The organism is Ornithinibacillus scapharcae TW25 (assembly GCF_000190475.1).
Classification (GTDB): Bacteria; Bacillota; Bacilli; order Bacillales; family Amphibacillaceae; genus Ornithinibacillus; species Ornithinibacillus scapharcae.
In genome coordinates, this window is sequence record NZ_AEWH01000036.1 from 65,646 (window position 1) to 91,947 (window position 26,302).

Genomic DNA, 26,302 nt, shown 5'->3' on the forward strand with positions numbered 1-26,302 from the left:
CTCACCCTTATTATAGTATGTATCTCTATGATACCATTAGTTTGCTTTGGTTGAATTATAAAAAATAACAATTTAAAATAGGTATAGCACCATATATTGTTAAAGTTAAGGGGAACAAAAATGAGAGTGAAATATGTTATTGTGGATAAAGAAACGTGTATTGCTTGTGGTGCTTGTGGTGTAACATGTCCTAAAATATTTGACTATGATGATGAGGGACTCGCATATGTTACGATAGATGAAAACAATGGGATACAGGAGTTATCTGAAACGCTTGAGGATGATGTCCTTGATGCCTATGAGGGCTGTCCAAGTGATTCCATTAAAATTGCAGAACAACCTTTTGAGGGAAATCCTTTAAAATATGAGGATTAAGATGGAACACCAACTAATACTAGTTGGTGTTCAAATGTTTCTTTATATATTTTTTAAACAGATAGGATATCGTAGGATAAAATAATATCATAAAAATAACATTTCCTACTGCATGATACGTATCATATGGTAATCCTACTACATAATATGCCCAAAACCCATGACCTGTAACTTGATAATTTGTCAATGAAATGATAAATCCATACAAATAACCACTAAATAAAGACATGATAATGATAACTACAAAAGGGATGTTTTTCCAAACCCTGCCCGCTATTCCAGCCAAGCAACCAATAAACGCCCAGGAAATAATTTGCCAAACAGTCCATATCCCAGTACCTAATATCATGTTGGATAAAAAGGTGACGAGTAAAGCAAGCATTATTCCACTTACTGGACCAAGAAATAGGCCACTAATGATAATTACTGAAGTTACGGGTTGGACATTTGGAATAGAAGCAAAGGCAATTCGTCCAACTACAGCAAGTGTAGCAAGAATAGCTAATAAAGTTATTTTATAAGTATTCACTTATCTCATTCCCATGATTGGTAATCAAAATTAACCGTATCGCCATCTTTAAGCTCTACTTCCCCAGCACCTACCATGGACTGCTCGCCATTGACAGAAAACATCCATGACATTTTGTTTCCTCGTCTAATGATAAGCCTTCAAGAGTATTAATGAATCCTCCTTCTTCCTCAACATCAAAGTTTTCTTTCATAACATCTAATAGAATATCACCTTCTTCAATTTCAACTTCTCTTTCTTCTAAAATCTCTGCTTCTTTATTCTTTGACAATACGACTGTAATGCTAGCCTCTTCTTGTTGTTCAGTATTCTCATTAGAGCTAGTTTCATTTTGTGATGATGTGGACTTATTATTAGTAGCTGAATCATCCCCACAAGCAGAAAGAACAACTACCGATACGATAACTACAAGTAATTTGAATAATAATGATTTCATCTTTTCTCCTCCTTTATTAAAACTAAGTGAGAGCACAGGCACACACAAAAAAAGAGTTAACCCCGTAACTGGTTAACTCTTGCGACATTCTAGTAACGAATAAAAAGCAAAATCTACTTTTTATGTATTAGATTGTCTCAATTGTCCTATCCTCGGGATAATTGATACAAATGAATATTGGCAGGTCTACTGGCTTGTGATTACTAACCTACTTTAAGCCCTTCCCGTAGCAAATACTACAGTGGTCATGCTTATTTCGTCATCACTTACAGTTGCGAGGACAGCTCTAGATTTTCACTAGATTCCCTATTAAGTAATATACTTACACCAATTTCATTCCACATGTATTCAATTCTATTCAATATAGTAACATACTGTACATTAAATTCAAGCCATTATTTTTATTTCGGAATCGTAAAGTTAAAAGTCGTTCCAATATTCACCTTACTATTCACTGTAATCGTACCTTTATGTGCAGTAACAATATTTTTGGCAATCGATAAACCTAATCCTGTGCCTTTAACATGTTTGTTTCTAGTGCGAGATTTATCCGCCTTATAAAAACGCTCAAAAACAAATGGTAAATCCTCCTCTGGAATGCCACTGCCACTGTCTTTTACGGAAACAGAAAATCCATGTTCATCATTAATAACCGATACGTGTACATAACCATCTTTATTCGTATGTCGAATTGCATTATCAATGAGATTCGTAAACACTTGTTCAATTCGGTCAGGATCAAAGTATGCAGAAGTCTCTTGGATATCTTTTTCTAGTGCTAGTTCAATCAGATTTTCATCTGCAATCCCTTTAAACTTCCGGTATATACGATCGATAAAAGGAGTAACTTCCACATCTTCTGGTTTTATCGTTAAGTGACCCGCTTCCATACTTGCCAAATCTAGTAATTCATTTACTAATCGACTTAGTCTTAAGGATTCTTCATAAATGATTTGTGCGAGTTCATTCTTCTGTTCTTTCGTTTCTGCAATATCATCTACTATTGCCTCACTGTAACCTTGCAGCATCGAAATAGGTGTTCGCAACTCATGAGAGACATTCGCAATAAAATCTTTACGTAACTTATCAAGACGACGTTCCTCCGTCATATCTCGAATTACTGCAACTGCACCACGTATATAAGACTGATCATATAATGGTGTCATAATCATGACCCAGGTTCTACCCTGTATAGCGATTTCTTCAATGACTTCCTTTTCACCTTGGATGACTTTCTGAAGTAACTCCGATAATTCGCTTGGTAACTTGCGGTTATTATCAGTCTTCGGAATATTTTTTTCAAAGTACCAATGTTCTATAAACAATTCTGCTGGACCATTGGTTGCAATGATGTCACCACTTCTACTCATTGTAATAACACCATCAGCCATAGAATTTACAATACTAGATAATTGCTCCTTCTCTTGGCGTAGTGCATTGATATGAAACTTCAGCTGTCTTCCCATATGATTAAAAGCCATTGCTAGCTCGCCAATTTCATCATGGGTGAGAATAGGAACCTTCGTATTAAACTCACCTCGGGTCAAATCAAACGCCGCTTCTCTCATTTTAATAAGTGGTGAAGTAATACGAGTAGATAAGAAGAAACCAAAAATTGTGGTTAGTACTATTGCAACAGCCGCAGCTCCAAGGATGATTTTAGTCGTCTCTGACTTCGTCTTATCTACTATCTCCAATGATTGGTAGACCAAAACAGCTGCATCTGCATTGGGAACTGATGTCCCAACGAGCATGACACCAGGTTGATCGTCAGGTAGTTCAATTTCTCCCTTTACTGAGTCTTCTGATGAAAGAATCTTCGTCAGATTGGAATGGTCTAATAACCATTGATCTTTCATCCCGGATAAATGGTCATCGTTTGTAGTTGAACCCCAAACATCACCATCAGGATATACGACCAACACTTTACTAGAAGGATCTTTTACACGCTCCGTTGTTTCATAGATAAGAGGTTTATCTTCGTGGTTTTCTACCATGACAGACACCTTGGTAGCAGTTTGTAATAAGTCTTCTTCTGCTTCTTGAATATGAAAGTTCTCAAAGAACTCTAGTAAAAATACAGTTAGTACGATTAACACAAAAGAAACTAGCAATAATATCGTTACTGCTAGCTTCCCAACAACACTACGCCAAAACATTACTCATCATCTACCTCAAACTTGTATCCTACACCCCATACTGTGACAATCATCTTTGCGGCCTTCTTGGATACTGTATTTAATTTTTCTCGAAGTCTTTTCACATGTGTATCTACCGTTCTTAAATCACCAAAGAACTCATATTGCCAAACATCTTTCAATAATTGTTCCCGATTAAATACTTTATCTGGTGATTTTGCTAAATAACATAGTAATTCATATTCCTTCGGTGTTAATGCAACCTCTTGTCCATCTGCCGTAACACGATGTGCATCATGATCAATGGTCAAGTGTGGAAATACTATTAAGTCCTTCGTTTGCGCATTGACATCCTTTAAGCTTGATGCATTAGTCCTTCTTAGAAGTGCTTTTACTCGAAGAACAACCTCTCTTGGACTAAAAGGCTTTACAATATAATCATCTGTTCCAACCTCAAAGCCTTGAACTCGATTTGCCTCTTCTCCTTTTGCTGTAAGCATGATAACAGGAGTGTTTTTTTCTAAACGAAGTTGTTCACATACCTCTATTCCATCCATTTCTGGCATCATCAAATCTAATAGAATAACATCGTAATCGTTCTCTAATGCTAATTCCAATCCTTCTCTACCATTTTCTGCTTCTTCCACTTCGAACTCTTCACGTTCTAAATACATCCGGATTAGTCGGCGGATTCTTTCTTCGTCATCAACTACAAGTATTCTTGAACTACTCTCCATTGACTTGCTCCCCCTTACAACTAGTTACTTTTAGTATAAACCAAGGATAATTAAATGTATAAGAAAACATGACATTTGTCGTAAAAATGTCATGTTTTCTCACTTCTCTTATGCATATGAGTGTAGCCCTGCTAAAACAAGGTTTACTACGATTAAATTAAACATAATGATTCCAAAACCTATCACTGCTAACCATGCAGACTTTTCCCCATGCCAACCACGAGATAATCGTAAGTGTAGGTAGGCAGCATAGAAGAACCATGTTACCAATGCCCAAACTTCTTTCGGATCCCAGCCCCAGAAGCGTCCCCATGCAATTTGTGCCCAAATTGCAGCAAAAATTAAGCCACCTAAAGTAAATACCGGGAAACCAATTGCCACTGATCGATAATTAATTTCATCGACTAGGTCTGGTTTAATATTTTTCAATAGTAGTTGAATGATAGCAGCAACTCGTTTTCTAAACAATAAGCGTACTAATCCATACAATACACTACCTGTTAGGAATGACCAGATAACGGTATTAAACTTTCGACCTGCATCTGCACCATGCATCCAAGATGGCGTTTCGAACCACGGCTTCATAACATCTTCGGTTAATAACGTACCCTCGTAAGGTGCAGCTATTGCTGGTAACGTATATTCGGTTGTTTCAGTCTTTCCATTTAAGCGATACTCGAATGTTGCACTATAATTCATGGCATTAAATACAGATGAAATGATTATAAATCCGATTGCTAGGAATATAGTGTACATTACCGCTTCTAGTGCAACGGTACGTCCACTTCTAGTACTTTGATCGATACCGTGGATTAAATATATTAATCCAGCGACAAAACTAATGAACAAAATACCTTGTCCTAAAGCAACAGTTGTTACGTGTATTTGTAACCAATGACTCTGTAAAGATGGCACAAGTGGTGCAATGTCAGTTGGAAACATACTAGCATAGGCAATAATAAGCATCGCGATTGGTAAAGCAAATAATCCTAGAATACTTAATTTATAGATAAAGTAAATTATGATAAACGCAAATACTAAACACATTCCTAGGAACGTAACGAATTCAAACATATTACTAACCGGAGCATGACCAGAAGCCATCCACCTCGTAATAAAGTACGTTAACTGTGCAATAAACCCAATGATGGTTAGCGTTATGGCTAGTTTTCCAGCAAAATTAGATTGTTTGCGTTCAACATTCTTATCTTTAATCGTAAAGCCAAAGAAAAATGTTGCAACTAAGTAGAGAATAAATGCTGTAAACAGCATCGTACTACTAGTTTCTATTAAACTCGACATGAGTTGTCCTCCTTGTACTGCCTATTCATCTTCATTTTGATCATCTACCATTTTAATGGAAGTACCTTCTAATGCTTTCTCTATATCTTTTTTCAGTCCAAACCAATTCTTATTCGTATGACCTGCTAAAAGTAAACCATTTTCTTTTGGATGTAACCAAATTCTTCTGTGTTGCCAATACATCCCTTGAATCACACCAATCATAAAGATGATAGCGCCAACCATAAAGAATGGAATAGTACGATCCTTCTTAATACTTAGTCCACTCTTACGGTCAAAATCGATGGAATCAATCAATATACGATATTGGTTCTCGCCTGTGGCATCAATAGATGGTGCAAATGTACCAACCACATTCCCCATAGGTTGAAGGTCAACAACGGTTGGATCTATTCCTAAATTCTTTGCGGAACCAATTACATCACCGACAAAGCTAATCTCGAAGTCTTCACTTTCAGGTGAAGAATATAATTTAAAAACAAATGCTGGATTGTTAGAATTATTCGTTTCGGACCTAACACCGTCTTCTGATAGTTTGTAATCAGGATAGAATTCGGCAACCTCAATCTGGAAACCATTATCCAATTCATAATGTGTTTCTGGGTCAAATAAATCAATTGTAAATTCTCCCAGTGCCTCTGCCTCTGGATCATTCATCTCATAAACTTTAAAGGTCATCTTAGAGAATTCATTTAATTGGTATCCTTGCTGATAAAGTGTAAACCCTCCAAATTTGGCGGGTTCGTTCATACTAATCTCAAAGTCATCTACTTTTACCAACTCTTCCTCTGCCCCAATAACTTCCGATTCACCAGCTTTATAAATAACGGCATTTGTTTGGAAATTACTAGGGATAATCCGATTTTCTTGTGCTAAAGCATCTTTAAAACGCTCGTCCTCTGAACTATATGTATCGAGTATAAACTCTTCGTTCTTAATATAATACTCTCCATCTGTACCAGGAACAACAGTCAGTTCTCCTTCTCTAACCCAGACATAATCATCTATGAAGAAAAACGAGGTTGTTCTAAGTAGTGCAGCAATAAGTATAATAATAAGACCGATATGGTTGACATATGGACCCCATCTTGAAAATCTACCTTTTTCGGCGACGATGTGCCCGTCTTCTTCCTTAATTTTATAACGTTGCTTCTTTAATCGTTCTTTAACCACGGCTATATCATCATCTGTCACGACTTCTGTTTCGCTATAGAAACGAAGTCTACTAAGAAATGACGCATGACGTTTCGCACGTTGTCTTTTTAGGGCACGATACAATGGTACAAAACGGTCAATACTACAGATAACTAAAGAAACTCCAATTAAGGCAATAATGATTAAATACCACCATGAGCTATATAAATTATGGAATCCCATTTGAAGGTATATCTTCCCAATTATTCCATAGGTTTCCGGATAGAAAACTTGCGGATCACGTGAAATTGCATCTGCTGGTATGTATTGTTCTTGCGGTAATATTGTTCCAATCCCAGATGCTACTAATGCTATCACTATCATCCAGACAGCAACCTTTACCGAAGAAAAAAGTTCCAAACTTTATCTATAATTGTTTTATTATAGGTGGTTGATCTTCTAGCACTGCCTTCATAGCGCATGTTTAGTAATTTCTTTTTATCGTTACCATCAATATGCTGATTGGCTTCAATAGGTTTTCCACAAGCTTCACAGAGGACTGTTCCTTCTGGATTCACGTGGCCACATTCACATTTAATATGTTTCATGATTATCCCTCTCTGGTTTATGATTCACTCGGTTGAATTTGTTTCAGATATCCCTCTAACCGTTCAAGTGTTAGTGCTCCTTCTACAATTTCAACTATTTCTCCCTCAGGGCTTATAAAAAAGGTACTAGGAATAGGTCCGATTTTATACTGATCACGTACTTGGTCTTTTGTATCATGTGGTATAGGGAAAGTTAGGTCATACTTATCAACAAACTTATCTACCACAAATTCGGTTGCATCTAAACTTACCGCAATGATTTCTACACCCTTTTCCTTGTATTCAGGATAGAGCTCTTGCATATATGGCATTTCAGCTTCACAAGGTTTACACCAGGTTCCCCAAAAGTTTAACATGACACCTTTTCCTTTGTAATCACTTAGGCGAATGGTCTCTAAATCATTATAATTATTCACTTGGTTTAACTGAAAATCCGGGGCTTTATCCCCTACTTTATAGATAGTTCGATCCGCCGTTATATTGGTTACAAGTGCATAAACAATTGCAACTAGTAGGACAGCTAGGATAACGGAACGAAATATTAGTCTATTTTTTCGTTTGTTGCGTTTATTTGTTTTTGCTTGCTCCACACTCATAGGTCACCACTCCTCGACCAATTATACCATTTTATGGTCAATGAAATTATGTCTAATCTTCAACAATTTTGGTTGCCAAATTTCTCATTTGGTTTACCTCTTTTGGGGTAAGCTTTCGAAACTCCCCAACTCTTAAACCATCTAAGGTCAATAAGCCATAACGTTCCCTTTTGAGTTTTAACACCGGATATCCTAATTGCTCCATCATTCTACGAACATGCCGGTTTTTTCCTTCTTGTAAAGTAATCTCAATTACCATAGAGTTCTTCTTTTTATCTGTTGAAAGCACACGATATTCTGTTGCTTTCAGGAGATCACCCTTATCTTTGACGCCTTTTCTTAATCTTGCTAGTTCTATTTTTGACGGAATTCCTTTGATTTTAGCTACATACACTTTTTGAACACCATGTTTAGGGTGCATTAATAGATTGGCAAATTCACCATCATTCGTTAATAACAATATCCCTGATGTATCATAATCCAATCTTCCTATCGGATAGATTCTTTCTTCAATGCTCTCAAAGTAATCTAGTACAACTTTACGATTCTTGTCATCCTTTACACTGGAGATGACGCCTCTTGGCTTATAAAACATATAATAAACTGGCAGTTCCTTCTCTAAAGGTACCCCATTCACTTCAATTTTGTCATCAGGACCTACTTTCGTTCCTAGCTCTCTAATGACTTGATTGTTCACCTTTACTTTGCCTTCTAAAATAAGTGCTTCTGCTTTTCTTCTTGAAGTTATTCCACTTTGTGCAATAACCTTTTGTAATCGTTCTTTTTCATTCGACATTTTATCACCAATTTCTTTCTTAACTTTAACATAATAATAGCGTTAACTTTATGTTAACGCTACCCAAACGATTTTATCCAAATTTCCAAAAAAACCTATCCAAACACCAATGTAACAATAACGATTGCTGCTATTATACCAATTAGATCCGCAAGAAGTCCAACCTTTAGCGCATACCCCATTTTCCGAATACCAACCGCTCCAAAATATACGGTAAGTATATATAGCGTCGTATCCGTGCTCCCTTGCATAGTTGATGCTAATCGTCCAATGAAAGAATCTGGACCATGGGTCGCGATTAACTCTGTTGTCACCCCTAATGCAGCAGAACCTGATATTGGCTTTACTAATGCGAGTGGAACGATTTCTGGCGGAACTCCTAAGAATAATAAAACTGGTGATATTAATCCAATTATGGCATCTAAAGCACCAGAGCTTCTAAATATAGCAATCGCTACAATCATACCTACTAAAAAGGGAAGCAAAGAAAAGGCCATTTTGACCCCTTCCTTTCCCCCCTCTACAAATAATTCATATGAAGGAACCTTCTTCCATGTTGCTACCAATAGTACAAGCATGATAAAAAGTGGAATTATCCATATACTAACTTGTGAAATGAATACCATCTTACTTCCTCCATGTACTTCTATAATAGAATAGCCTGTCTATCAAAATAGCACTTAAAGTTGAAATAATAGTAGCAATAATAGTAGTTCCAACTATCTCAGTAGGTGAAACAGAATCATACTGCATTCGGATTGCGATAACTGTGGTCGGTATCAATGTAAGACTGGAAGTATTAATGGCGAGAAATGTAATCATCGATCTCGATGCCTCATCCGTTCCACTCAATTGTTTCATCTGTTCCATAGCTTTAATTCCCATTGGTGTCGCCGCATTACCTAACCCAAAAATGTTTGCCGTAATGTTCGATAAAATATATCCGATAGCTGGATGATCTTTCGGAACTTCCGGAAATAACCTTACAACAATGGGTCTAAATAGTTTCGCAAGTGCTTTTAAAATACCTGCCTCTTCCGCTATTTTCATAATTCCAAGCCAAAAAACTAACACACTTATTAAACCAATGGATAGTGTTACTGCTTCATCTGCACTTTCAAAGATGGCTTTATTGACTTCATCCATTGTTCCATTAAACATGGCATAAACTATACCTATGATGGCTAAAAATGCCCAAATTATATTAACCATATTAACCCATCCTAAATATTTGCTTAAAAACAGAAATCACATCGGTTATAAAGGTCCCTGGTTTATTTGGCTCTTTCTTTTCTTGCTCGTATATTGCTACTTCCAAGATCGGTTGCTCCTCTAAAAAAAATACTTGTTTTGCTATCATCTCATTTATAAATTCAGCTCGAGGATTATCGATTAAAGAAACTTCACTATGGATATCACTTATCTCACTTTCCTTTAATGGAAATACTGATTCCTCATAAATATGTCCTTCTTTTTTCTCACCTGTTGCAAATGGAATCTCAATCTTACCTTGTTGTCCTAACGACTCCATTTTAAAATTTTCAAATCCATACTCGAACATATTCATATGATCGCGCCAGTCATCAGGGGCATCCAGCGTAACAGCAATTAAATCCATTCCGTCCTTTGTTGCCGTTGAGACAAGTGTTCGTCCTGTTTGTTTCGTAAAACCAGTTTTACCGCCTGTACAATATTTGTAGTAAGCAGTTAGTAGTTTATTTTTGTTTTTCCAACCATATTCTCGAGTATCCGATTTATAGAACTTAGCGCCAGTTATGGTTTTAAATTCTTCATTTTGCATAGCATATCGCATTAGTATCGCCATATCATATGCTGAAGAGTAATGTGTTTCTGAATCTAGACCGTGTGGATTATCAAAATGGGTATTATCCATCCCTAACCATTTTGCTTTTTCATTCATCAAATAGACAAAACCTTCTTCACTTCCACCGACATGTTCAGCAATCGTCACTGCTGCATCATTTCCAGACCTCAGCATTAGGCCATATACTAAATCTTCTAGTTTCATCTTTTCCCCTTGCTTTAAATAAATGGACGATCCCTCTGTAAATACCGCCTTTTCACTAGCCGTTGCCAATTCATCCATTTTTCCCGATTCAATAGCGATAATAGCTGTCATAATTTTCGTTATGCTTGCTATGTTTTGCTTCTCATGTGCTTTTTTCTCATACAATATTCTACCAGTAGATTGTTCAATGAGAACGGCATTGTTAGCTGAAACACTCGGCTCAGCATGTCCAACTATCGGAAATAAAAAACTGACCACTATTATGGCAATTAGGGTTATTGCTATCGAACGCATTGTTTGTCCTCCCCAAAATCATGTCTATACATTTTATGCGTAACCTTAAATGATATGATAAAATTTAATAACTGATAAAGAGAAATATGCCTATTTAACTACTTTATTAGCATTAAAAAAACTCTTATAGTTTAACTATAAGAGTTACATAAATTCGGAATCATATTTAAAAAATTGCTTATCCGTATTTATTGATTGTCTTCTAATTGATTGAAACGATCGAAAAATAAATCCGCTTCGTCTTCTAACTCATCTGTATCAAAGTTATCTGGAAGAGGTGGAAGTTCTTCAATAGACGTTAATCCAAAATAGGTTAAGAAATCTTTGCTCGTACCAAATAAAACAGGACGTCCAATCCCGTCTTTTCTTCCTACTTCTTCGATTAACGACCTTGCCAATAAAGTTTGAACAGGACGGTCACTTTTCACGCCACGAATTTCATCTATCTCGGAACGTGTTATCGGCTGTTTATATGCAATGATAGCAAGTGTCTCTAGTGCTGCCTGTGACATTCTCCCTGATTGTGGCGCCTCCACTAGTCTTTGATAATATTCACTATGCTCTGGCTTTGTCGTTAAATGAAAGACATCATTAGCTTCCATGATCATAATTCCACGACTCGCATGCTCATAATCGTATTTTAATTCCTCGATTAAATGTTCCACTGCTTTCACAGAGATATCCATTATTTGTGCAAGTTCCTTTACCGTAATACCTTCATCGCCACAGGCAAATAAAAGACCTTCTAAGATGGCTTTTACATTTTTCATTTCTTATTCATCCCCTGAATAAATTACATATAGCGTATCAAAATGTCTTGTTTGCTTACATGTTACCTGATTAATCTTCATTAATTCTAAAATGGACATGAACGTAACAACAATGTGTGGTTTACTTCGATTCGTAAATAATTCATCAAATGTTACTTCGTGTCTTGTTTTTATAAATTCTAATACCTCAACCATTCGTTGTTCAATTGGAATCTCTGTTTTTTGAATCCTAGTCTCGATTGGTTCCTTCCATTTCTTTCTCTCCAACATTTTACCTAACGCACCTAACATATCATATATCGATATGTCCCCTTGTACAATAGTCTTTTCAATATTTAAATTTTCGAAGACAACAGGTGGTCTTGTAAAGGTTTGGTGAGCTTCCAATTCTCTTTCTTTAAAGGATTCAGCAGCTTCCTTAAATTTTCGATATTCGATTAAACGCTGCATTAATTCCTCTCGCGGGTCTTCCATGTATTCCTCATCTACTTCTTCCAGCTCAGGCTTTGGTAGCAGCATCTGACTTTTTATCGCAAGTAGCGTTGCTGCCATGACAAGATATTCACTGGCAATGTTAAGTTCAAGATGTTGCATGGCATGGATATAATTCATGTATTGTTCGGTTATTTGGGCTACAGGAATATCATAAATATCGATTTCATAATGGTTGATTAAATGTAATAATAAATCAAGCGGTCCTTCAAAAGTATCCAGTTTTACTTGATATGCTTGATTCATAGTTGTCGCCCCTTAATGATTTCAAATTTAAATTTTATAATCCAATTGACCTAGTAAACACGTAGACCTTTACTCCGGCACTCTATCCTTCTAATACTAATCGTACAATAAATACACTTCAGTTTCTAAAAAATTATTTTAACTGTTTAAAACGCCTATACACAGAGGTGGGTATTTACATACGTTATTAACGTAAGATAAATGTTACCCAAAACATTTATTCTAAGTTTATAAAGGAGGAATATATGATGGGATCAGGATATAATTATGGTGGAGGATTTGCTTTAATCGTAGTGTTGTTCATTCTATTAATTATTGTTGGTGCAGCTTGGTTCTAAAACTAATAAAACTACGGTAAAGTCTTAAACCAAACAGATTTAGGTACTTTACAACAAAAATCAGCCCTATTTATGGTAGGGCTGGTTTTTTCTATCTAGAAAACTAAATTTCTATAGTAATAGACTTCCCCTAATTTGCCGAGTCATCATCCTGTATACAACGTTGAAAATATTGTTGTATAGTATCTACTGCATGTAGTTCATACCTAGGTTCGTAAAGCTTCCTTATTTCTTGAATCAATTTCTTACCGATACCTACATTCCTGTGTGAAGGATTTACGGATATATGTTGAATTATTGCTTTATCACCATCAACTCGTAATCCGATTGCACCGATAACATCATCATCTTCCTTCCATAGGTAAAGATGCCAATCTTCATTGGTTTCATACTCTTTTATCGTTTGTTGCAATTTTTTTACATCTTTTCCCTCAGGCATAAAAGATAATAATCCCATTGCAATCTTTTCCGAATTTTTTTTATAGCGATTTAACATAGATACCCCTCATTATGTGAATAACTTTTTGTCTTGTTGAGTGTAATTTTCTATTGGAGTTCATATATAATATTTATGACCTATTAATCTATTTTTGTCAAATAGTGATTTTTATAACACAAATATAAACCAATAAGCAAAACCCCATACAATACCAATTACTAGTAAAGTAATAAAAAGCAGGATATTTTTTTTGCGCTGATTCACCTTGCTCATCCTTTATTATTGACAATTTTTACCTACTTGTATACATTTTTTCTTAAAATCTCTTTTATCATGATAAGTCCGTCAGAATACTGCATCCCTATTTTAAAAGGTATACAGTTCATGAGAAACAACCATCCATTATACAGTAGAAAAATAAGCACATAAGAGTTAGGTAGAATATGATATACAAGGTATAAGATGAATACAACTATAGCATTACATAATGGGCCAAATAAAGTTATATAAATAATTTCAAATGATCGGTACTCTCTATTTCTCTCACTAAACATATTTCCAGAAGTAAAAAATAACCATCTAATCCGAATTTCTATTTTTCGAAACGTGAAGTTTATCATCTTACTTCCTCTACCTATGTTTAAAACAACCCTATCTGCTTTTGCAAGCTTAGCACCGAAAGCATGCCCCAATTCATGGATGAAATTACTAATCGGTGCCACGATGATAATTAAATATAGCATTAAGAGAATTGTATTCATCTAAACCTTCCTAAGCGATATACTTACTCGGAAAGAACCTTTACCTCTTTCATCACATCACCATTTCGCATTGCTTTAACATGCTCCATCCCAGAAGTAACTTTTCCGAACACAGTATGTACACCATTTAAGTGTGGTTGTGGTTCATGTACAATGAAGAACTGACTACTTCCTGTGTCACGACCAGCATGCGCCATAGATAGTGAACCTTCTTCATGTGTATGTGGATTGTTATCTGTTTCACACTTTATTTTGTAACCAGCATCTCCAGTACCATTTCCAATAGGACACCCACCTTGACTTACAAAGCCTGGGATTACACGGTGGAAAGTTAATCCATCATAAAAATTCTCATTTGCAAGTTTTTCAAAGTTCGCAACAGTACCTGGTGCTTCATTTGGGTATAATTCAAATTCTATTTTATTTCCATTTTCCATAACGATATAGCCTTTTTTAGACATATTAGCCATCTCCTATCTTGTAAATATCTGTTAGTATCTTACTTATCATACCATTTATAACGGTTTTATTAAAGCGTTGACTTGTTACACATATGAGAGATCATGACGGATGATGTCTTCATTAGTTTCTCGTTTAATTACTAACTTATCAACACCATTCTCGACAAATACAACTGCAGCTCTTTGAATGCGATTATAATTACTTGCCATGGAATATCCGTAAGCACCTGTAGAAAGAATAGCGAGTATGTCTCCACTATCAGCCTTTGGAATTGGTAGATCCCATATTAACATATCACCAGATTCACAACATTTTCCGGCTACCGAAACAATCGTATCATTTGGCATGTTAACTTTATTCGCCAATAATCCATAATATTTCGCCTGATACAATGCAGGGCGAATATTATCAGTCATACCACCGTCAACCGAAATGTAGTCTCGTACACCGGGGATATGTTTTTGAGAACCAATTGTGTACAGCGTTACACCTGCATCTCCAACAATAGAACGGCCAGGTTCGATCCAAATTTCAGGGATTGGTATACCTAACTTCTCACTCTCCATTTGTACGGATTCGACTAATTTTTCCACATAAGTGTGAAGTTGTATTGGTTCATCATCCTCCGTATAACGAATACCAAATCCACCACCTAGATTTAATACCTCAGGTACATAATCATATTTTTCTTTCCATTGACCTAGTGCAAGGAATAAAATACTGGTGGCTTCAACAAAGCGGTCTGTATCAAAGATTTGTGATCCAATATGACAATGTAATCCCCTAAAATTCATATACTCATTATCACGCAGTTCAAGGAATGCCCTCTCTGCTTGTCCGTTTTGTAAGTCGAAGCCAAACTTAGAGTCCTCATTCCCTGTCATAATGTATTGGTGAGTTTCAGATTTAATCCCAGGTGTTACTCGAATGATAACATCCATTTTCTTGTTGTTTTCCTCAAGCAGCTCCGTCAATAAATTAATTTCATAAAAATTATCAACTACGATACATCCAATACCATGAGTAATGGCCATTTGTAATTCATTTCGGCTCTTATTGTTTCCGTGCATATGTATTTTTAACGGATCGATACCAGCTTTTAACGCTGTATAAAGTTCACCTTCTGAAATTACGTCTACGGATAAGCCTTCTTGCTTCATAACTTGTAAAATAGCAATAGATGAGAATGCTTTACTTGCATAAGCAACTTGTGCACGCACACCTAATTTATTAAATGTCTCCACAAATGCTCGACAACGTTCACGAATTAGTGAAACATCATAGACGTAGAGTGGTGTTCCATATTTTTCAGCTAACTTAGTGGTGTCCATCCCACCCACTTCTAAATGACCAAGACTGTTTACGTTGAATGGATATTGCTCTAGTAACATCATCTTCACCTATTTCATCATGAATTCCCTTACCTAGTATTTTTACTAGGATATAAGACTTATAAAAAATTTATCATAAACATGTAAAAACAAAAGGAATAAAGGTGATTCCCCATCATTCAGATTATAAAAACACCGTACTATCCCCCATATTTAATATGAGGACTGATAGTACGGTTACATATATACAGTTAACACTTATTATTTATCCACTGGTTGTCGGTATATATTCTTCGGATGCACAATACTAGGTCTCGTATTCGCAAAAGGTGTAGGAATCCTAATTAATGTACTTAACATTGCCTTAGGATTAAATGGTAATAATGGCCATAGGTATGGAGTTTTAAGCGATCGCAATCCTACTAAGAAGAGAATAAATAGTGTCGTACCTACGACGTAGCCGATTAGCCCAAATAGTGCTGTGATTAATAATAAAATTACGGTTACAACTTTGTTTGCCACACTTAGTTCGTAGCTTGGAGTTACATAAGATCCAATTGCACTAACCGAAATATAAAGTATCACCTCAGGACTTAATAGCCCTACATCAATAGCTATTTGCCCAATAAGAACGGCAGCTATTAAGCCCATCGCTGTTGATAAAGCTGTTGGCGTATGAATAGCTGCCATCCTCAAGAATTCAATACCAATAACTCCGAGAATTAGCTGAATCACAATTGGAATGTTTCCTTCCTCATTTGGACCAATAAATGAAAATTCTTTCGGTAAGAGAGTCGGATCCATGACAAATAATAACCAAGTAGGCAATAAGAATATTGATAAAAAAATCGCTAAAAATCTGATCCAGCGAATGAACGTACCGATTAGTGGTGCCTGTCTATGTTCCTCTGCGTGCTGGGAATGATGAAAGAATGTTGTCGGTACTATTATGACACTTGGTGAGGTGTCTACGATTAGTAATACATGCCCTTCCAATAAATGGTTTGCGGCAACATCCGGTCTCTCAGTGAATCTAACTAGTGGAAAAGGATTCCATCTACGTTCCACAATATACTCTTCTAAAGATTTCTCTGCCATTGTGATGCCGTCAATATCTATTTTTTGCACTTTATCACGGATAAGTTGAACTAGCCCTTCATCCGCGATATCCTGAATATATGATAAACACACATCCGTCTTAGATCGTTCTCCAACCTTAAGCATTTCATTTCGCAATCGCTCATCACGAATTCTTCTTCTCGTTAAGGCTGTGTTTTCGATTATATTTTCTGTGAAACCATCCCGTGAGCCCCTTATAACCCTCTCTGTGTCAGGTTCTTGTGGACTACGACCAGGATAGCTCCTAACGTCTACCGCATAGGCAAAGCGTTCGCCATTTATGAAGATAACTATTAAGCCAGATAATATTTGGTCTACAGCCTCATCCATTGTTTTTATTTCAGTTACTTGTTGATGTAAAAGGCGATTTTTGATTATTTCTGCAATCTTATTGCGTTCTGACTCTTTTTCGTTTAGATTAACCAATTCTTCTATGATATCTTGAATGATTAAACTATCGATGAGTCCGGTAACATAATATAATTGTACTTCTGTCTTAATTAATGTAATTTCACGGAAACCTACATCAAATGATGTACCAACACCTACTCTTTCCTTTAGATATTTAGCATTATCTTTTATCTTTGCAGACATCGGGTGTTGAGCCAACATGAACCCTCCATTTCTATTATCTCACTAATATAATCCACTGAAATAATGAACCTATAATCTTGCCAATAACGACAGCCATCATAAATGTAATTAGTTTATTTTCTAACCTTATTCTTTTTGCTAACAATGGGAATACATTGAGCACCTCTGTTAAAGCTGCTGCTAGCATTCCATTAAATATGCCATGGAACAAGCCCCATATCACTAACAAGATGACTGGATTACTCCAACTTACATTGGTAAATGATAAATAAGTACCCATTAGAGTTCCTAAGATGACACAACCTGTATAAACCTTGACAAGATGTAAGGTTTTCGTCAACTGAATTAACCTTGGTATGATTCCTAATACCGTTAAAAATGCTACAAAGCCACAACCTACAGCAAGTCCCCAGGCAAAGCCGATCAAGACCTGTGCTAGGTTAATTAGGATATTTTGGATCATTTAATTTATTCTCATAAAAATTAACATAATCATCAAGGGACTTCTGATAGTTATATATTTCTACCTCTAATGGACTTGGTTCTTCATTAAACCTTTTCTTAAACCAATGGTTAAAAAATAGGATCATACCTGCTCCTAATCCAAACGAATACGGAATCTGTATCCACAGTGGATACTTATTCTCCTCCCCTGTCAATAGATAGTGTATTTTTTGTTGAACCTCCTGCATGCTTACATCGTAATGAAAGTTTATGATGGTCATGGCGGTCCCAGTAAACAATAATAACCACACAAACGCTACTACGAAAATATTAGATTTTTTATTATGTTTATTTATACGAATAATCGTTTGCTCAGGTCCGATTAACTGAACTTCTATGCCAGGGTATTCCTCTGTTAAATGCTTAATAATAAGGAAGCTATCGATGATAACCAGTTGTTTATCTTTTTCAGTAATACGATATAGCTTCAGCTCTTCTAATTCCTGAATAACTGTTGGTGCATTGGACGATAAGTATGCAACATCTTTTAATTTAATTTCCATTGGATGTTGTATTTCTAAAATTCGTTTCATCCTTAAATACAGAATGCCATCCATAACGTTCACCCCAGGTGCTATAATTTTCGGATACTAGTTAGTATTCGTTTAAAACCAGAAATTATTAAAATAGAAAGTGGAAAAGAAATCTGTTGTAAAGTAAGATGTTGTTTCGTTAAGAATAAAGTCAGCACCAAAAACTGCCACGGGAAATCCCGTGACAGTTTTATGGCTCAATTTTATTTTTCATATCGTATAATATTTTCTTTTCTAATCGAGAAACTTGGACCTGGGAAATACCCAATCTATCCGCAACCTCTGATTGAGTCTTATCCTTATAATAGCGTAAGTATAGAATTAATCTTTCTCGTTCATTTAATCCTCGAATCGCCTCTTCCAAGGACAATTTATCGAACCAATTCGAGTCTTGGTCAGCAATCTGATCTAATAACGTTATTGGGTCACCATCATTTTCAAATACAGTCTCATGGATAGAATGTGGTGCTTTCGCTGCCTCCTGCGCATGCACAACGTCTTCAGGAGAAATTTCTAATGCTTCCGCTATTTCATTAATAGTTGGGGACCTGCCAAATTCTTTCGTTAACTCGTCTTTTTTCTTGCGAATTTTATTTCCAACTTCTTTTAATGAACGACTTACTTTAACGCTACCATCGTCTCTTAAGAACCGCTGTATTTCTCCAATTATCATTGGAACAGCATAGGTGGAAAAGCGTACATCATACGATAGGTCAAATTTATCTATCGATTTTATAAGACCTATACTCCCAATCTGAAAAAGATCATCCGGGTCATAGCCTCTATTCAGAAAACGCTGAACTACTGACCATACAAGGCGAATATTACTCTCCACTAGAAAATCTCGAGCATCTTTATCTCCTTGTTGACTTTTCAGGATATACGACTTCACTTGTTCATCTGTTAATGTCCCACTGCGATTATCTTGCTTTACATTAACCATAGGCATACATCCTTAATTATAAACCGTTTTACTTTTAGTTAGCTGTTTTCTCATATATACAGAGGTACCTTCGCCTTGTTTGGAAATAACCTCAACCGAATCCATGAAATTCTCTATAATGGTGAAGCCCATTCCAGATCGTTCTAATTCCGGCTTTGAAGTATACAATGGTTGTCTCGCTTCATCAATATCTTCAATTCCAATACCATAATCACGTATGGTGAGTTCGATTTCGCCATCATCATGTATTTTGCACGAAATGGAAACCTTATGATCTGGCTCATTATTATAGCCGTGTATAATCGCATTTGTAACAGCTTCGGAAACAACTGTTTTAATTTCTGTCAATTCTTCCATCGTTGGGTCGAGTTGTGCAACAAAAGAAGCTACTGTTACACGTGCAAATGATTCATTTTGACTGACACTTGAAAACTCGACGTACATCTCATTTCTCATGAAGCCACCCCCAATGTTTCTAAAGCAAACTCTTCGTTCTCCTCTAAACGGATAATTTTGAACATACCCGACATCTCAAACAATCGTTTAATTGTATGTGGTATCGAACATACAACCATCTGTCCACCTAATTGCAGAACTTCTTTATATCTACCTAGGACTACCCCTAGCCCTGAACTATCCATAAAGCTAACCTGTTCAAGGTTTACAATAACATGTTTTACCGGATTAAGATAAAGCATGTCCTTCCATTGATCACGAAGACCTTCAGCTTCATGATGATCTAACTCTCCAGCTAAACGCACAATGAGAACATCCTTTTTCACTTCAAATGTAAACTCTAGTCCCATGTTAATCCTCCTTACATTCCCTTATGTAAGTAAAATTCGTTACTTGATGGGTAAAATCCTTCCTAGAAGACAAAAGAAGAACTATTTCTCCTAAAGTAGAAACAATCAGTCATTCTTCGACAATTTTTGGATAGAACGTTTAAATAAGGTGAATAATTTTGCCTTTTCTACATCTTGATTTACTACAAGTGGTGTTTCGGAAATCAATTTATCACCATTTTTGACCTGAAGCATCCCAACCTTGTCACCTTTTTTTAGTGGTAGGTCAACTTCATCAAGTTTGACGGAAGTAGATAGGTTATCCACAGAATCACCCTTCTTAAACAATGTACTGATAGACTGTGATGCTACTACCTCTATTTTTTTATTTTCAGCTTTTAATAAATCTAACTCAGTAATTGGCTGGTTCTTATCAAATAATTTCTTTGTTTCATATGTGTTAAAAGCATAATCTAGTAAATTAGAAACTGAAGAATTTCTTTCTTTCGGTGTATCTACACCCATTACAACAGCAATTACCCGCATATCACCTTTTTTTGCGGTGGCAGTTAGGCAATATTTTGCTTCATTTGTAAAGCCTGTTTTCAAGCCATCTACACCTGGATAGAAACGAACTAGCTTATTCGTGTTAACGAGCCAAAATTCATCCTCTGTACCTTTGCGCAAATAATCCTCGTATACAGATGTATAATTCGTTATCGATTCATGGCTAAGCAATTCCTTTGCCATCATTGCCATATCATAAGAAGTACTATAATGGTTTTCCGCTGGTAATCCTGTTACATTCTGGAATTGTGTATTTTCTAATCCTAACTCTTTTACCTTCTTGTTCATTCTTTCAACAAACGCTTCTTCACTACCAGCAATTCTTTCAGCTAAGGCGACACTAGCATCATTTGCAGATGCAATTGCAATCCCTTTTAGCAGATCATTTACCTTCATCTCTTCTCCTGCTTCCAAGAAGATCTGAGAACCTCCCATAGATGCTGCATTTTCACTAATGCGAATAAGTTCATCCTTTTTCAATGAACCTTTCTCGAGTTCTTCCATTATTAATAACAGTGTCATAATTTTGGTCATACTCGCAGGTGGTAACTTCTCGTGTGCTTGTTTTTCAAACATGATCTTTCCTGTATCTCGTTCAATTAAAATGCCGGATTTAGCATCTGGTGCTAGATCCAATGACTCTTGCTTTTGTGTCGAATCATTCTCTTCGGCTGCTACCGATATGGTAAATAAAGAAAATGATAACAGTACGATACTAATCATTAGAACATATTTTTTCATTTTGTCTTACCTCCAGCAATCAATATAATTCTAGGATTACCAGATTTAAACAATTATATAAGTCATAATCATTTTAAATGTTTTTTTCATAAAGAAAAACGAGAATGTCCGTCGTAACTAGACATTCTCGTTAATGGTTATTCGGTAATCATATCATATATTAATGTAGGGGCTTCTACATTCTCTTTTGTAATGACTATACTGTCTTTTATTAGCTTTACTACTGAGTCAACATTATCAGTGTTTGTGTGCAGTGTTAGGAGGGCTTCTCCTTCTTGCACAGCATCTCCGACTTTTTTATGAAGCATGATTCCTGCTGCCAAATCTATTTCGGACTCTTTCGTAGCTCTTCCGGCACCTAACATCATTGCTGCAGTGCCAACCCCATCTGCGATTATCGTCTTAATCGTTCCAGCTTGATCAGCAAGCACTTCAATTTGTTGAGAAGCCTTCGGAAGTAGTTCCACATTATCGACTACTGTAGCATCCCCGCCTTGTGATGCTAAGAACGTTTTGAAATGCTCTAAAGCTTTGCCATTGGAGAGGTTTTCTTCAAGCATCTTTCTTGCATCCTCAATGGTATTTGCCTTTTCTGCTAATACAACCATCTGGCTTCCTAGGACTAGACATAATTCTGTTAAATCTTCTGGACCTTTACCTTGTAATGTATCAATCGCTTCTTTTACTTCCAGTGAATTACCTATTGCTAATCCTAATGGTTGACTCATATCTGAAATGACAGCCATCGTATTTCTTCCTACCTGATTACCGATTGAAACCATTGCCTTAGCTAATGCTTTTGCATCATCTAAGTCCTTCATGAATGCCCCCGCACCTGTTTTAACATCAAGAACAATTGCATCAGCACCAGAAGCTATCTTTTTACTCATGATAGAACTAGCGATTAATGGAATGGAATTAACTGTAGCGGTAACATCACGTAAGCTATATAATTTCTTGTCTGCAGGAGTTAAATTACCTGTTTGGCCAATTACAGAAACTTTATTTTTGTTAACAAGATCAATAAACTCTTCATTTGTTATTTCCGTATGGAAGCCAGGAACAGATTCTAGTTTATCAATTGTCCCACCAGTATGCCCTAGACCACGTCCACTCATCTTCGCGACAGGTGCACCAACCGATGCAACTAAAGGAGCAAGAACTAAGGTAGTTGTATCGCCTACACCACCGGTAGAATGTTTATCTACTTTAATTCCGTTTATTTGAGATAAATCAATTTGATCCCCAGATTCCACCATTGTTTTTGTTAGTGTAGCTCTTTCTTTCTCCGTCATATCTTGGAAGTATATTGCCATTAATAAAGCACTTACTTGGTAATCTGGAATATCTCCTTTTGTATAGCCGTTAATAAAGAAGAAGATTTCCTCTTCGGTTAATTCTTTTCCATCTCGTTTCTTTTCAATAATGTCATACATTCGCATAAAGTGTTGCACCTCCTCTTAATTCATTGGTAATGATTGAATGATACGCTTTACTAGTTGCAAGAAATCTTGTTTGACCTTATCTGTCGTTTCCATAACCTCATCATGTGTTAATGGTTGGTCCAAGATTCCTGCAGCCATATTTGAAATGCAAGATATCCCAAGTACTCTCATCTTGGCATGATTGGCAACCATAACTTCCGGGACAGTAGACATTCCAACCGCATCCCCACCCCAAATTCGTAGCATGCGAACCTCTGCTGGCGTTTCGTAAGCTGGCCCTGTGTTCCCAACATATACTCCACGTTGCACGTTAATATTCAACATCTCAGCTGTTTTGATAGCGTAGTTGATATATTCTTTATCATAAGCTGTTGACATATCTGGGAATCTCGCTCCCATTGCTTCATCATTTGGCCCAATTAATGGACTAGTTCCCATGTTATTAATATGGTCCGTAATAATCATCAAATCTCCAGGTTGGAAGGATTCATTAATACCACCTGCAGCGTTCGTTACTATTATTGAGTTAATTCCAAGCTCTTTCATTACTCGAATTGGGAAGGTTACTTGTTGCATCGTATAGCCTTCATAGAAATGAAAACGCCCTTGCATGGCTAATACAGTTTTGCCTTCTAAATTTCCAATAACAAGTTGGCCTTTATGACCAGAAACGGTCGATTCAGGAAAATGTGGAATCTCATTATAAGGGATGACCACCGGTTCGTTTATTTCTTCAGCCAACACTCCTAGTCCAGATCCAAGTACTAATCCTAATTCAGGCATTGTCGCTACTTTGTTTTTAATATAATTACTTGCCTCTTGTATCATTGTGTAATCCATTATTCTAATCCCCCATTAAATCTCATTTAGAAAACTCTTACCATGTTTTGGTAGCTCAACACCGAAGTTATCAGCAATTGTAGCACCAATATCTGCAAATGTTTCACGGATAGGTAATTCTTTTCCTTCGTCAATTCCTTTGTAATAAACAAGTAATGGAACATATTCACGCGTATGGTCTGTTCCATGATGAACCGGGTCATTTCCATGGTCCGCTGTAATGATTAACAAATCATCAGATTTCAACTTCTCTAGTACTTCCGGAAGTCTTGCATCATAAGCTTCAAGAGCCTCACCATAACCTTGTGGGTCACGACGGTGTCCGTACTTCGCATCGAAATCAACCAAATTCAAGAAACTGATCCCATGAAAGTCCATATCAAGCGTTTCAACTAGTTTTGTCATACCGTCATCATTGTCTTTAGTACGAAGTGATTTCGTCACACCTTCACCATCATAAATATCAGAAATCTTACCAATGGCAATAACATCGAACTTCGCGTCTGCTAATGTATTCATAACTGTTTTCCCAAAAGGTTTAAGTGCATAATCATGACGGTTAGACGTACGTTCAAATGCCCCTGGTTCTCCAATAAATGGTCGTGCAATGACTCTTCCTACCATATATTTCTCGTCTAACGTTAGTTCTCTTGCAATTTCACAAATACGGTATTGCTCTTCAATTGGAACAATTTCCTCATGAGCGGCAATTTGTAAAACAGAATCTGCAGATGTATACACGATTAATGAACCCGTTTCCATATGTTCTTTTCCGAGTTCATCCAAAATCTCTGTTCCAGATGCAGGTTTATTTCCAATTACCTTTCTCCCGGTACGACTTTCTAATTCCTGAATTAATTCAGCAGGGAAACCATCTGGGAATGTTTGGAATGGTTGTGTAATATGAAGCCCCATTATTTCCCAATGCCCTGTCATGGTATCTTTTCCATTTGAAGCTTCTTGCATTTTAGTAAAGTGTGCCATCGGTTTTGCCGATTTTTCAATACCTTTTAATTCTTTAATATTACTTAATCCTAAAGCACCCATATTAGGCATCTTCAATCCATTCATATGCTCAGCAATATGACCTAGGGTATCTGCGCCTTTATCATTAAATTGCTCCGCATCTGGGGCCTCTCCTATCCCAACCGAATCCATTACTACTAAAAAAACACGATTAAATTTACTCATAGTAATATATACCTCCTAAAACTTATAGTGCGTTAAATCTTATGTTTATATGTTCTAAAATTTGTGTTGTAGGATGTCAGACAACTTAAATCAAAAAAGAAAAACCTATGCACGCGGATGAAAAGATTTATACATATCTTTTAATCTTGTTTTTGTGACATGTGTATAGATTTGAGTAGTAGATATATCCGAATGTCCTAACATTTCTTGCACAGCTCTTAAATCTGCTCCATTTTCTAACAAATGGGTTGCAAAAGAATGTCTTAAGGTATGTGGTGTTATATCTTTTGTTATATTAGCCTCATTTGCTAATTTTTTTAGGATTTTCCAAAATCCCTGTCTTGTCATAGGACGTCCATGCTGATTTAAAAACAAAACATGTTCTTCTTTATTCTTTTTTAATAGATTTTGCCGAGCATATTTCAAGTAGTCTTCAACTGCCTTTTGCGCGACATCACCTAGTGGTACAATTCTTTCTTTTGCCCCCTTACCAAAACAACGAACAAAGCCCATCGTCAGGTGAAGGTCATTAGTTTTCAAGGTTACTAGCTCACTTACACGTAACCCAGTTGCATAAATTAGTTCTAACATTGCCTTATTCCGAATACTCAGTGGTGTATCCGCTTTAATTTCTAATAACTTGTCTACCTCATCAATAGACAAAACATCCGGTAGCTTACGTTCTTTCTTAGGTGTTTCAATATGTAATGTTGCATCATGATTGACAAGATCTTCACGTAATAAAAAATGATGGAACTGTCGAAGTGAAGAAATAGTCCGAGCAATTGTAGAGGATGATTTCCCTGAATCCTTCAAATTGTATAAGTAGCTCACAATATCAGACCTGGTAACCTCATTCCAAGATACTCGTTCATTCGTCTTAAGATGATCAATATACGAACTGATATCCCTCTTATAAGATTTCAACGTATTATCAGACAATCCCCGTTCTACTTGCAGAAAATGAAAAAAGTCATTGTAAGCATGAATTAACATTCTCTACTCCCCTAATCGAAAAAAGATGTTTAATCGTTCTATAAAACTTTGTTCTTCATTATTAAATACTTTAACAGATGGACCTTCTGGTGAATCGTAACGATGAAATTGTTCATATTCTGAATGCATAACTTGAATTCCAAAGTAGAATAAAAATGTACAAGCTACAAAAATAGACAAATAACCTTAACTGTATCCCATACCATCTTTCTCATATGGCATTTCTCCTTT

At 36.3% G+C, this 26,302-nt stretch carries 33 protein-coding genes and 1 riboswitch; of the genes, 2 read left to right on the top strand and 31 right to left on the bottom strand.

Annotation, left to right across the window (positions count from 1 at the left end):
* The first annotated feature begins 120 nt into the window (after nucleotides 1-120).
* Entirely contained in the window at nucleotides 121-375 is a 255-nt protein-coding gene (locus G5W_RS0108805) for a ferredoxin (RefSeq protein ID WP_010095958.1), read from the top strand.
* Nucleotides 376-394: 19 nt separating this feature from the next.
* On the opposite strand, the gene G5W_RS0108810 is transcribed toward G5W_RS0108805, so the two are convergent.
* The 15 genes from G5W_RS0108810 to G5W_RS0108870 all read right to left on the bottom strand — a co-directional run bounded on the left by G5W_RS0108810 (nucleotide 395) and on the right by G5W_RS0108870 (nucleotide 12,482).
* Entirely contained in the window at nucleotides 395-904 is a 510-nt protein-coding gene (locus tag G5W_RS0108810) for an ECF transporter S component (protein WP_010095959.1), read from the bottom strand.
* A 5-nt stretch (nucleotides 905-909) separates the two neighbouring features.
* On the bottom strand, nucleotides 910-1,017 hold the full coding sequence (locus tag G5W_RS23235; RefSeq protein WP_081472446.1) for a DUF4430 domain-containing protein: 108 nt from the start codon (nucleotides 1,015-1,017) through the stop codon (nucleotides 910-912).
* Nucleotides 975-1,340: a hypothetical protein gene (locus G5W_RS0108815; RefSeq protein WP_010095960.1), complete on the bottom strand. Its 366-nt coding sequence runs from the start codon at nucleotides 1,338-1,340 to the stop codon at nucleotides 975-977. Before G5W_RS0108815 ends, G5W_RS23235 begins: the two co-directional genes overlap by 43 nt.
* A 161-nt stretch (nucleotides 1,341-1,501) precedes the next feature.
* Nucleotides 1,502-1,687, bottom strand: a riboswitch (cobalamin riboswitch).
* Between the two features lie 54 nt (nucleotides 1,688-1,741).
* A complete protein-coding gene (locus G5W_RS0108820) occupies nucleotides 1,742-3,499 on the bottom strand; it encodes an ATP-binding protein (protein ID WP_010095962.1) in 1,758 nt (585 codons plus the stop codon).
* Nucleotides 3,499-4,215, bottom strand: coding sequence for a response regulator transcription factor (locus G5W_RS0108825; protein WP_010095964.1), 717 nt, complete (start codon nucleotides 4,213-4,215; stop codon nucleotides 3,499-3,501). The genes G5W_RS0108820 and G5W_RS0108825 overlap by 1 nt, the downstream gene beginning before the upstream one ends.
* A gap of 108 nt (nucleotides 4,216-4,323) precedes the next feature.
* Nucleotides 4,324-5,517, bottom strand: a complete 1,194-nt coding sequence (gene ccsB, locus G5W_RS0108830) for a c-type cytochrome biogenesis protein CcsB (RefSeq protein ID WP_010095966.1) — start codon at nucleotides 5,515-5,517, stop codon at nucleotides 4,324-4,326.
* Between the two features lie 21 nt (nucleotides 5,518-5,538).
* The gene (resB, locus tag G5W_RS22090; RefSeq protein WP_010095967.1) at nucleotides 5,539-7,035 is read right to left on the bottom strand and encodes a cytochrome c biogenesis ResB family protein; all 1,497 of its coding nucleotides are present in this window, start codon (nucleotides 7,033-7,035) and stop codon (nucleotides 5,539-5,541) included.
* A gap of 14 nt (nucleotides 7,036-7,049) precedes the next feature.
* Complete coding sequence (locus G5W_RS24650) at nucleotides 7,050-7,259, bottom strand: hypothetical protein (protein WP_010095968.1); 210 nt, start codon at nucleotides 7,257-7,259, stop codon at nucleotides 7,050-7,052.
* 17 nt (nucleotides 7,260-7,276) lie between these two features.
* Nucleotides 7,277-7,855 (bottom strand): thiol-disulfide oxidoreductase ResA, encoded by a 579-nt coding sequence (gene resA / locus G5W_RS0108840; protein ID WP_010095969.1) that lies wholly within the window; start codon nucleotides 7,853-7,855, stop codon nucleotides 7,277-7,279.
* A 52-nt stretch (nucleotides 7,856-7,907) separates the two neighbouring features.
* Nucleotides 7,908-8,651, bottom strand: coding sequence for a pseudouridine synthase (locus G5W_RS0108845; protein WP_010095970.1), 744 nt, complete (start codon nucleotides 8,649-8,651; stop codon nucleotides 7,908-7,910).
* Between the two features lie 95 nt (nucleotides 8,652-8,746).
* On the bottom strand, nucleotides 8,747-9,277 hold the full coding sequence (locus tag G5W_RS0108850) for a spore maturation protein (RefSeq protein ID WP_010095972.1): 531 nt from the start codon (nucleotides 9,275-9,277) through the stop codon (nucleotides 8,747-8,749).
* A 1-nt stretch (nucleotide 9,278) separates the two neighbouring features.
* Entirely contained in the window at nucleotides 9,279-9,863 is a 585-nt protein-coding gene (locus G5W_RS0108855; protein ID WP_010095974.1) for a nucleoside recognition domain-containing protein, read from the bottom strand.
* Nucleotide 9,864: 1 nt separating this feature from the next.
* Nucleotides 9,865-10,974, bottom strand: a complete 1,110-nt coding sequence (locus tag G5W_RS0108860) for a D-alanyl-D-alanine carboxypeptidase family protein (protein ID WP_010095976.1) — start codon at nucleotides 10,972-10,974, stop codon at nucleotides 9,865-9,867.
* A 188-nt stretch (nucleotides 10,975-11,162) separates the two neighbouring features.
* Nucleotides 11,163-11,744, bottom strand: coding sequence for an SMC-Scp complex subunit ScpB (gene scpB / locus G5W_RS0108865; RefSeq protein ID WP_010095978.1), 582 nt, complete (start codon nucleotides 11,742-11,744; stop codon nucleotides 11,163-11,165).
* 3 nt (nucleotides 11,745-11,747) lie between these two features.
* Nucleotides 11,748-12,482, bottom strand: coding sequence for a segregation/condensation protein A (locus tag G5W_RS0108870; protein ID WP_010095980.1), 735 nt, complete (start codon nucleotides 12,480-12,482; stop codon nucleotides 11,748-11,750).
* A 248-nt stretch (nucleotides 12,483-12,730) separates the two neighbouring features.
* On the opposite strand from G5W_RS0108870, the gene G5W_RS23245 reads away from it, so the two are divergent.
* The gene (locus tag G5W_RS23245; protein WP_081472447.1) at nucleotides 12,731-12,820 is read left to right on the top strand and encodes a YjcZ family sporulation protein; all 90 of its coding nucleotides are present in this window, start codon (nucleotides 12,731-12,733) and stop codon (nucleotides 12,818-12,820) included.
* A gap of 130 nt (nucleotides 12,821-12,950) precedes the next feature.
* Here G5W_RS23245 and G5W_RS0108880 read toward each other — a convergent pair whose 3' ends face one another.
* The 16 genes from G5W_RS0108880 to G5W_RS24235 form a co-directional block, all read right to left on the bottom strand.
* On the bottom strand, nucleotides 12,951-13,316 hold the full coding sequence (locus tag G5W_RS0108880) for a GNAT family N-acetyltransferase (protein ID WP_010095981.1): 366 nt from the start codon (nucleotides 13,314-13,316) through the stop codon (nucleotides 12,951-12,953).
* A gap of 239 nt (nucleotides 13,317-13,555) precedes the next feature.
* Nucleotides 13,556-14,020 carry a site-2 protease family protein gene (locus G5W_RS0108885; RefSeq protein ID WP_010095982.1) on the bottom strand — a complete coding sequence of 155 codons (465 nt, stop codon included), beginning with the start codon at nucleotides 14,018-14,020 and terminating at the stop codon, nucleotides 13,556-13,558.
* Nucleotides 14,021-14,043: 23 nt separating this feature from the next.
* On the bottom strand, nucleotides 14,044-14,481 hold the full coding sequence (locus G5W_RS0108890; protein WP_010095983.1) for a peptidylprolyl isomerase: 438 nt from the start codon (nucleotides 14,479-14,481) through the stop codon (nucleotides 14,044-14,046).
* Between the two features lie 84 nt (nucleotides 14,482-14,565).
* Nucleotides 14,566-15,873 carry a diaminopimelate decarboxylase gene (gene lysA, locus G5W_RS0108895; RefSeq protein WP_010095984.1) on the bottom strand — a complete coding sequence of 436 codons (1,308 nt, stop codon included), beginning with the start codon at nucleotides 15,871-15,873 and terminating at the stop codon, nucleotides 14,566-14,568.
* Nucleotides 15,874-16,074: 201 nt separating this feature from the next.
* Nucleotides 16,075-17,526 (bottom strand): spore germination protein, encoded by a 1,452-nt coding sequence (locus tag G5W_RS0108900; RefSeq protein WP_237706211.1) that lies wholly within the window; start codon nucleotides 17,524-17,526, stop codon nucleotides 16,075-16,077.
* 34 nt (nucleotides 17,527-17,560) lie between these two features.
* A complete protein-coding gene (locus tag G5W_RS0108905) occupies nucleotides 17,561-17,989 on the bottom strand; it encodes a stage V sporulation protein AB (protein ID WP_010095986.1) in 429 nt (142 codons plus the stop codon).
* Nucleotides 17,967-18,587: a stage V sporulation protein AA gene (locus G5W_RS0108910; protein ID WP_010095988.1), complete on the bottom strand. Its 621-nt coding sequence runs from the start codon at nucleotides 18,585-18,587 to the stop codon at nucleotides 17,967-17,969. Before G5W_RS0108910 ends, G5W_RS0108905 begins: the two co-directional genes overlap by 23 nt.
* Before the next feature lie 166 nt (nucleotides 18,588-18,753).
* Entirely contained in the window at nucleotides 18,754-19,506 is a 753-nt protein-coding gene (gene sigF / locus G5W_RS0108915; RefSeq protein ID WP_010095990.1) for an RNA polymerase sporulation sigma factor SigF, read from the bottom strand.
* A 12-nt stretch (nucleotides 19,507-19,518) separates the two neighbouring features.
* Nucleotides 19,519-19,962, bottom strand: coding sequence for an anti-sigma F factor (gene spoIIAB, locus G5W_RS0108920; protein ID WP_010095992.1), 444 nt, complete (start codon nucleotides 19,960-19,962; stop codon nucleotides 19,519-19,521).
* Nucleotides 19,959-20,312 (bottom strand): anti-sigma F factor antagonist, encoded by a 354-nt coding sequence (gene spoIIAA / locus G5W_RS0108925; protein ID WP_010095993.1) that lies wholly within the window; start codon nucleotides 20,310-20,312, stop codon nucleotides 19,959-19,961. The genes spoIIAB and spoIIAA overlap by 4 nt, the downstream gene beginning before the upstream one ends.
* Before the next feature lie 105 nt (nucleotides 20,313-20,417).
* Entirely contained in the window at nucleotides 20,418-21,599 is a 1,182-nt protein-coding gene (locus tag G5W_RS0108930; protein WP_010095994.1) for a D-alanyl-D-alanine carboxypeptidase family protein, read from the bottom strand.
* 137 nt (nucleotides 21,600-21,736) lie between these two features.
* Nucleotides 21,737-23,041 (bottom strand): pyrimidine-nucleoside phosphorylase, encoded by a 1,305-nt coding sequence (locus G5W_RS0108935; RefSeq protein WP_010095995.1) that lies wholly within the window; start codon nucleotides 23,039-23,041, stop codon nucleotides 21,737-21,739.
* An 18-nt stretch (nucleotides 23,042-23,059) separates the two neighbouring features.
* Nucleotides 23,060-23,884, bottom strand: coding sequence for a purine-nucleoside phosphorylase (locus G5W_RS0108940; RefSeq protein WP_010095996.1), 825 nt, complete (start codon nucleotides 23,882-23,884; stop codon nucleotides 23,060-23,062).
* Between the two features lie 15 nt (nucleotides 23,885-23,899).
* On the bottom strand, nucleotides 23,900-25,075 hold the full coding sequence (gene deoB, locus G5W_RS0108945) for a phosphopentomutase (RefSeq protein ID WP_010095997.1): 1,176 nt from the start codon (nucleotides 25,073-25,075) through the stop codon (nucleotides 23,900-23,902).
* Between the two features lie 105 nt (nucleotides 25,076-25,180).
* Nucleotides 25,181-26,071, bottom strand: a complete 891-nt coding sequence (gene xerD, locus G5W_RS0108950) for a site-specific tyrosine recombinase XerD (protein ID WP_010095999.1) — start codon at nucleotides 26,069-26,071, stop codon at nucleotides 25,181-25,183.
* Between the two features lie 3 nt (nucleotides 26,072-26,074).
* Nucleotides 26,075-26,200: a DUF4227 family protein gene (locus G5W_RS24235; protein WP_010096001.1), complete on the bottom strand. Its 126-nt coding sequence runs from the start codon at nucleotides 26,198-26,200 to the stop codon at nucleotides 26,075-26,077.
* Nucleotides 26,201-26,302: the final 102 nt, after the last annotated feature.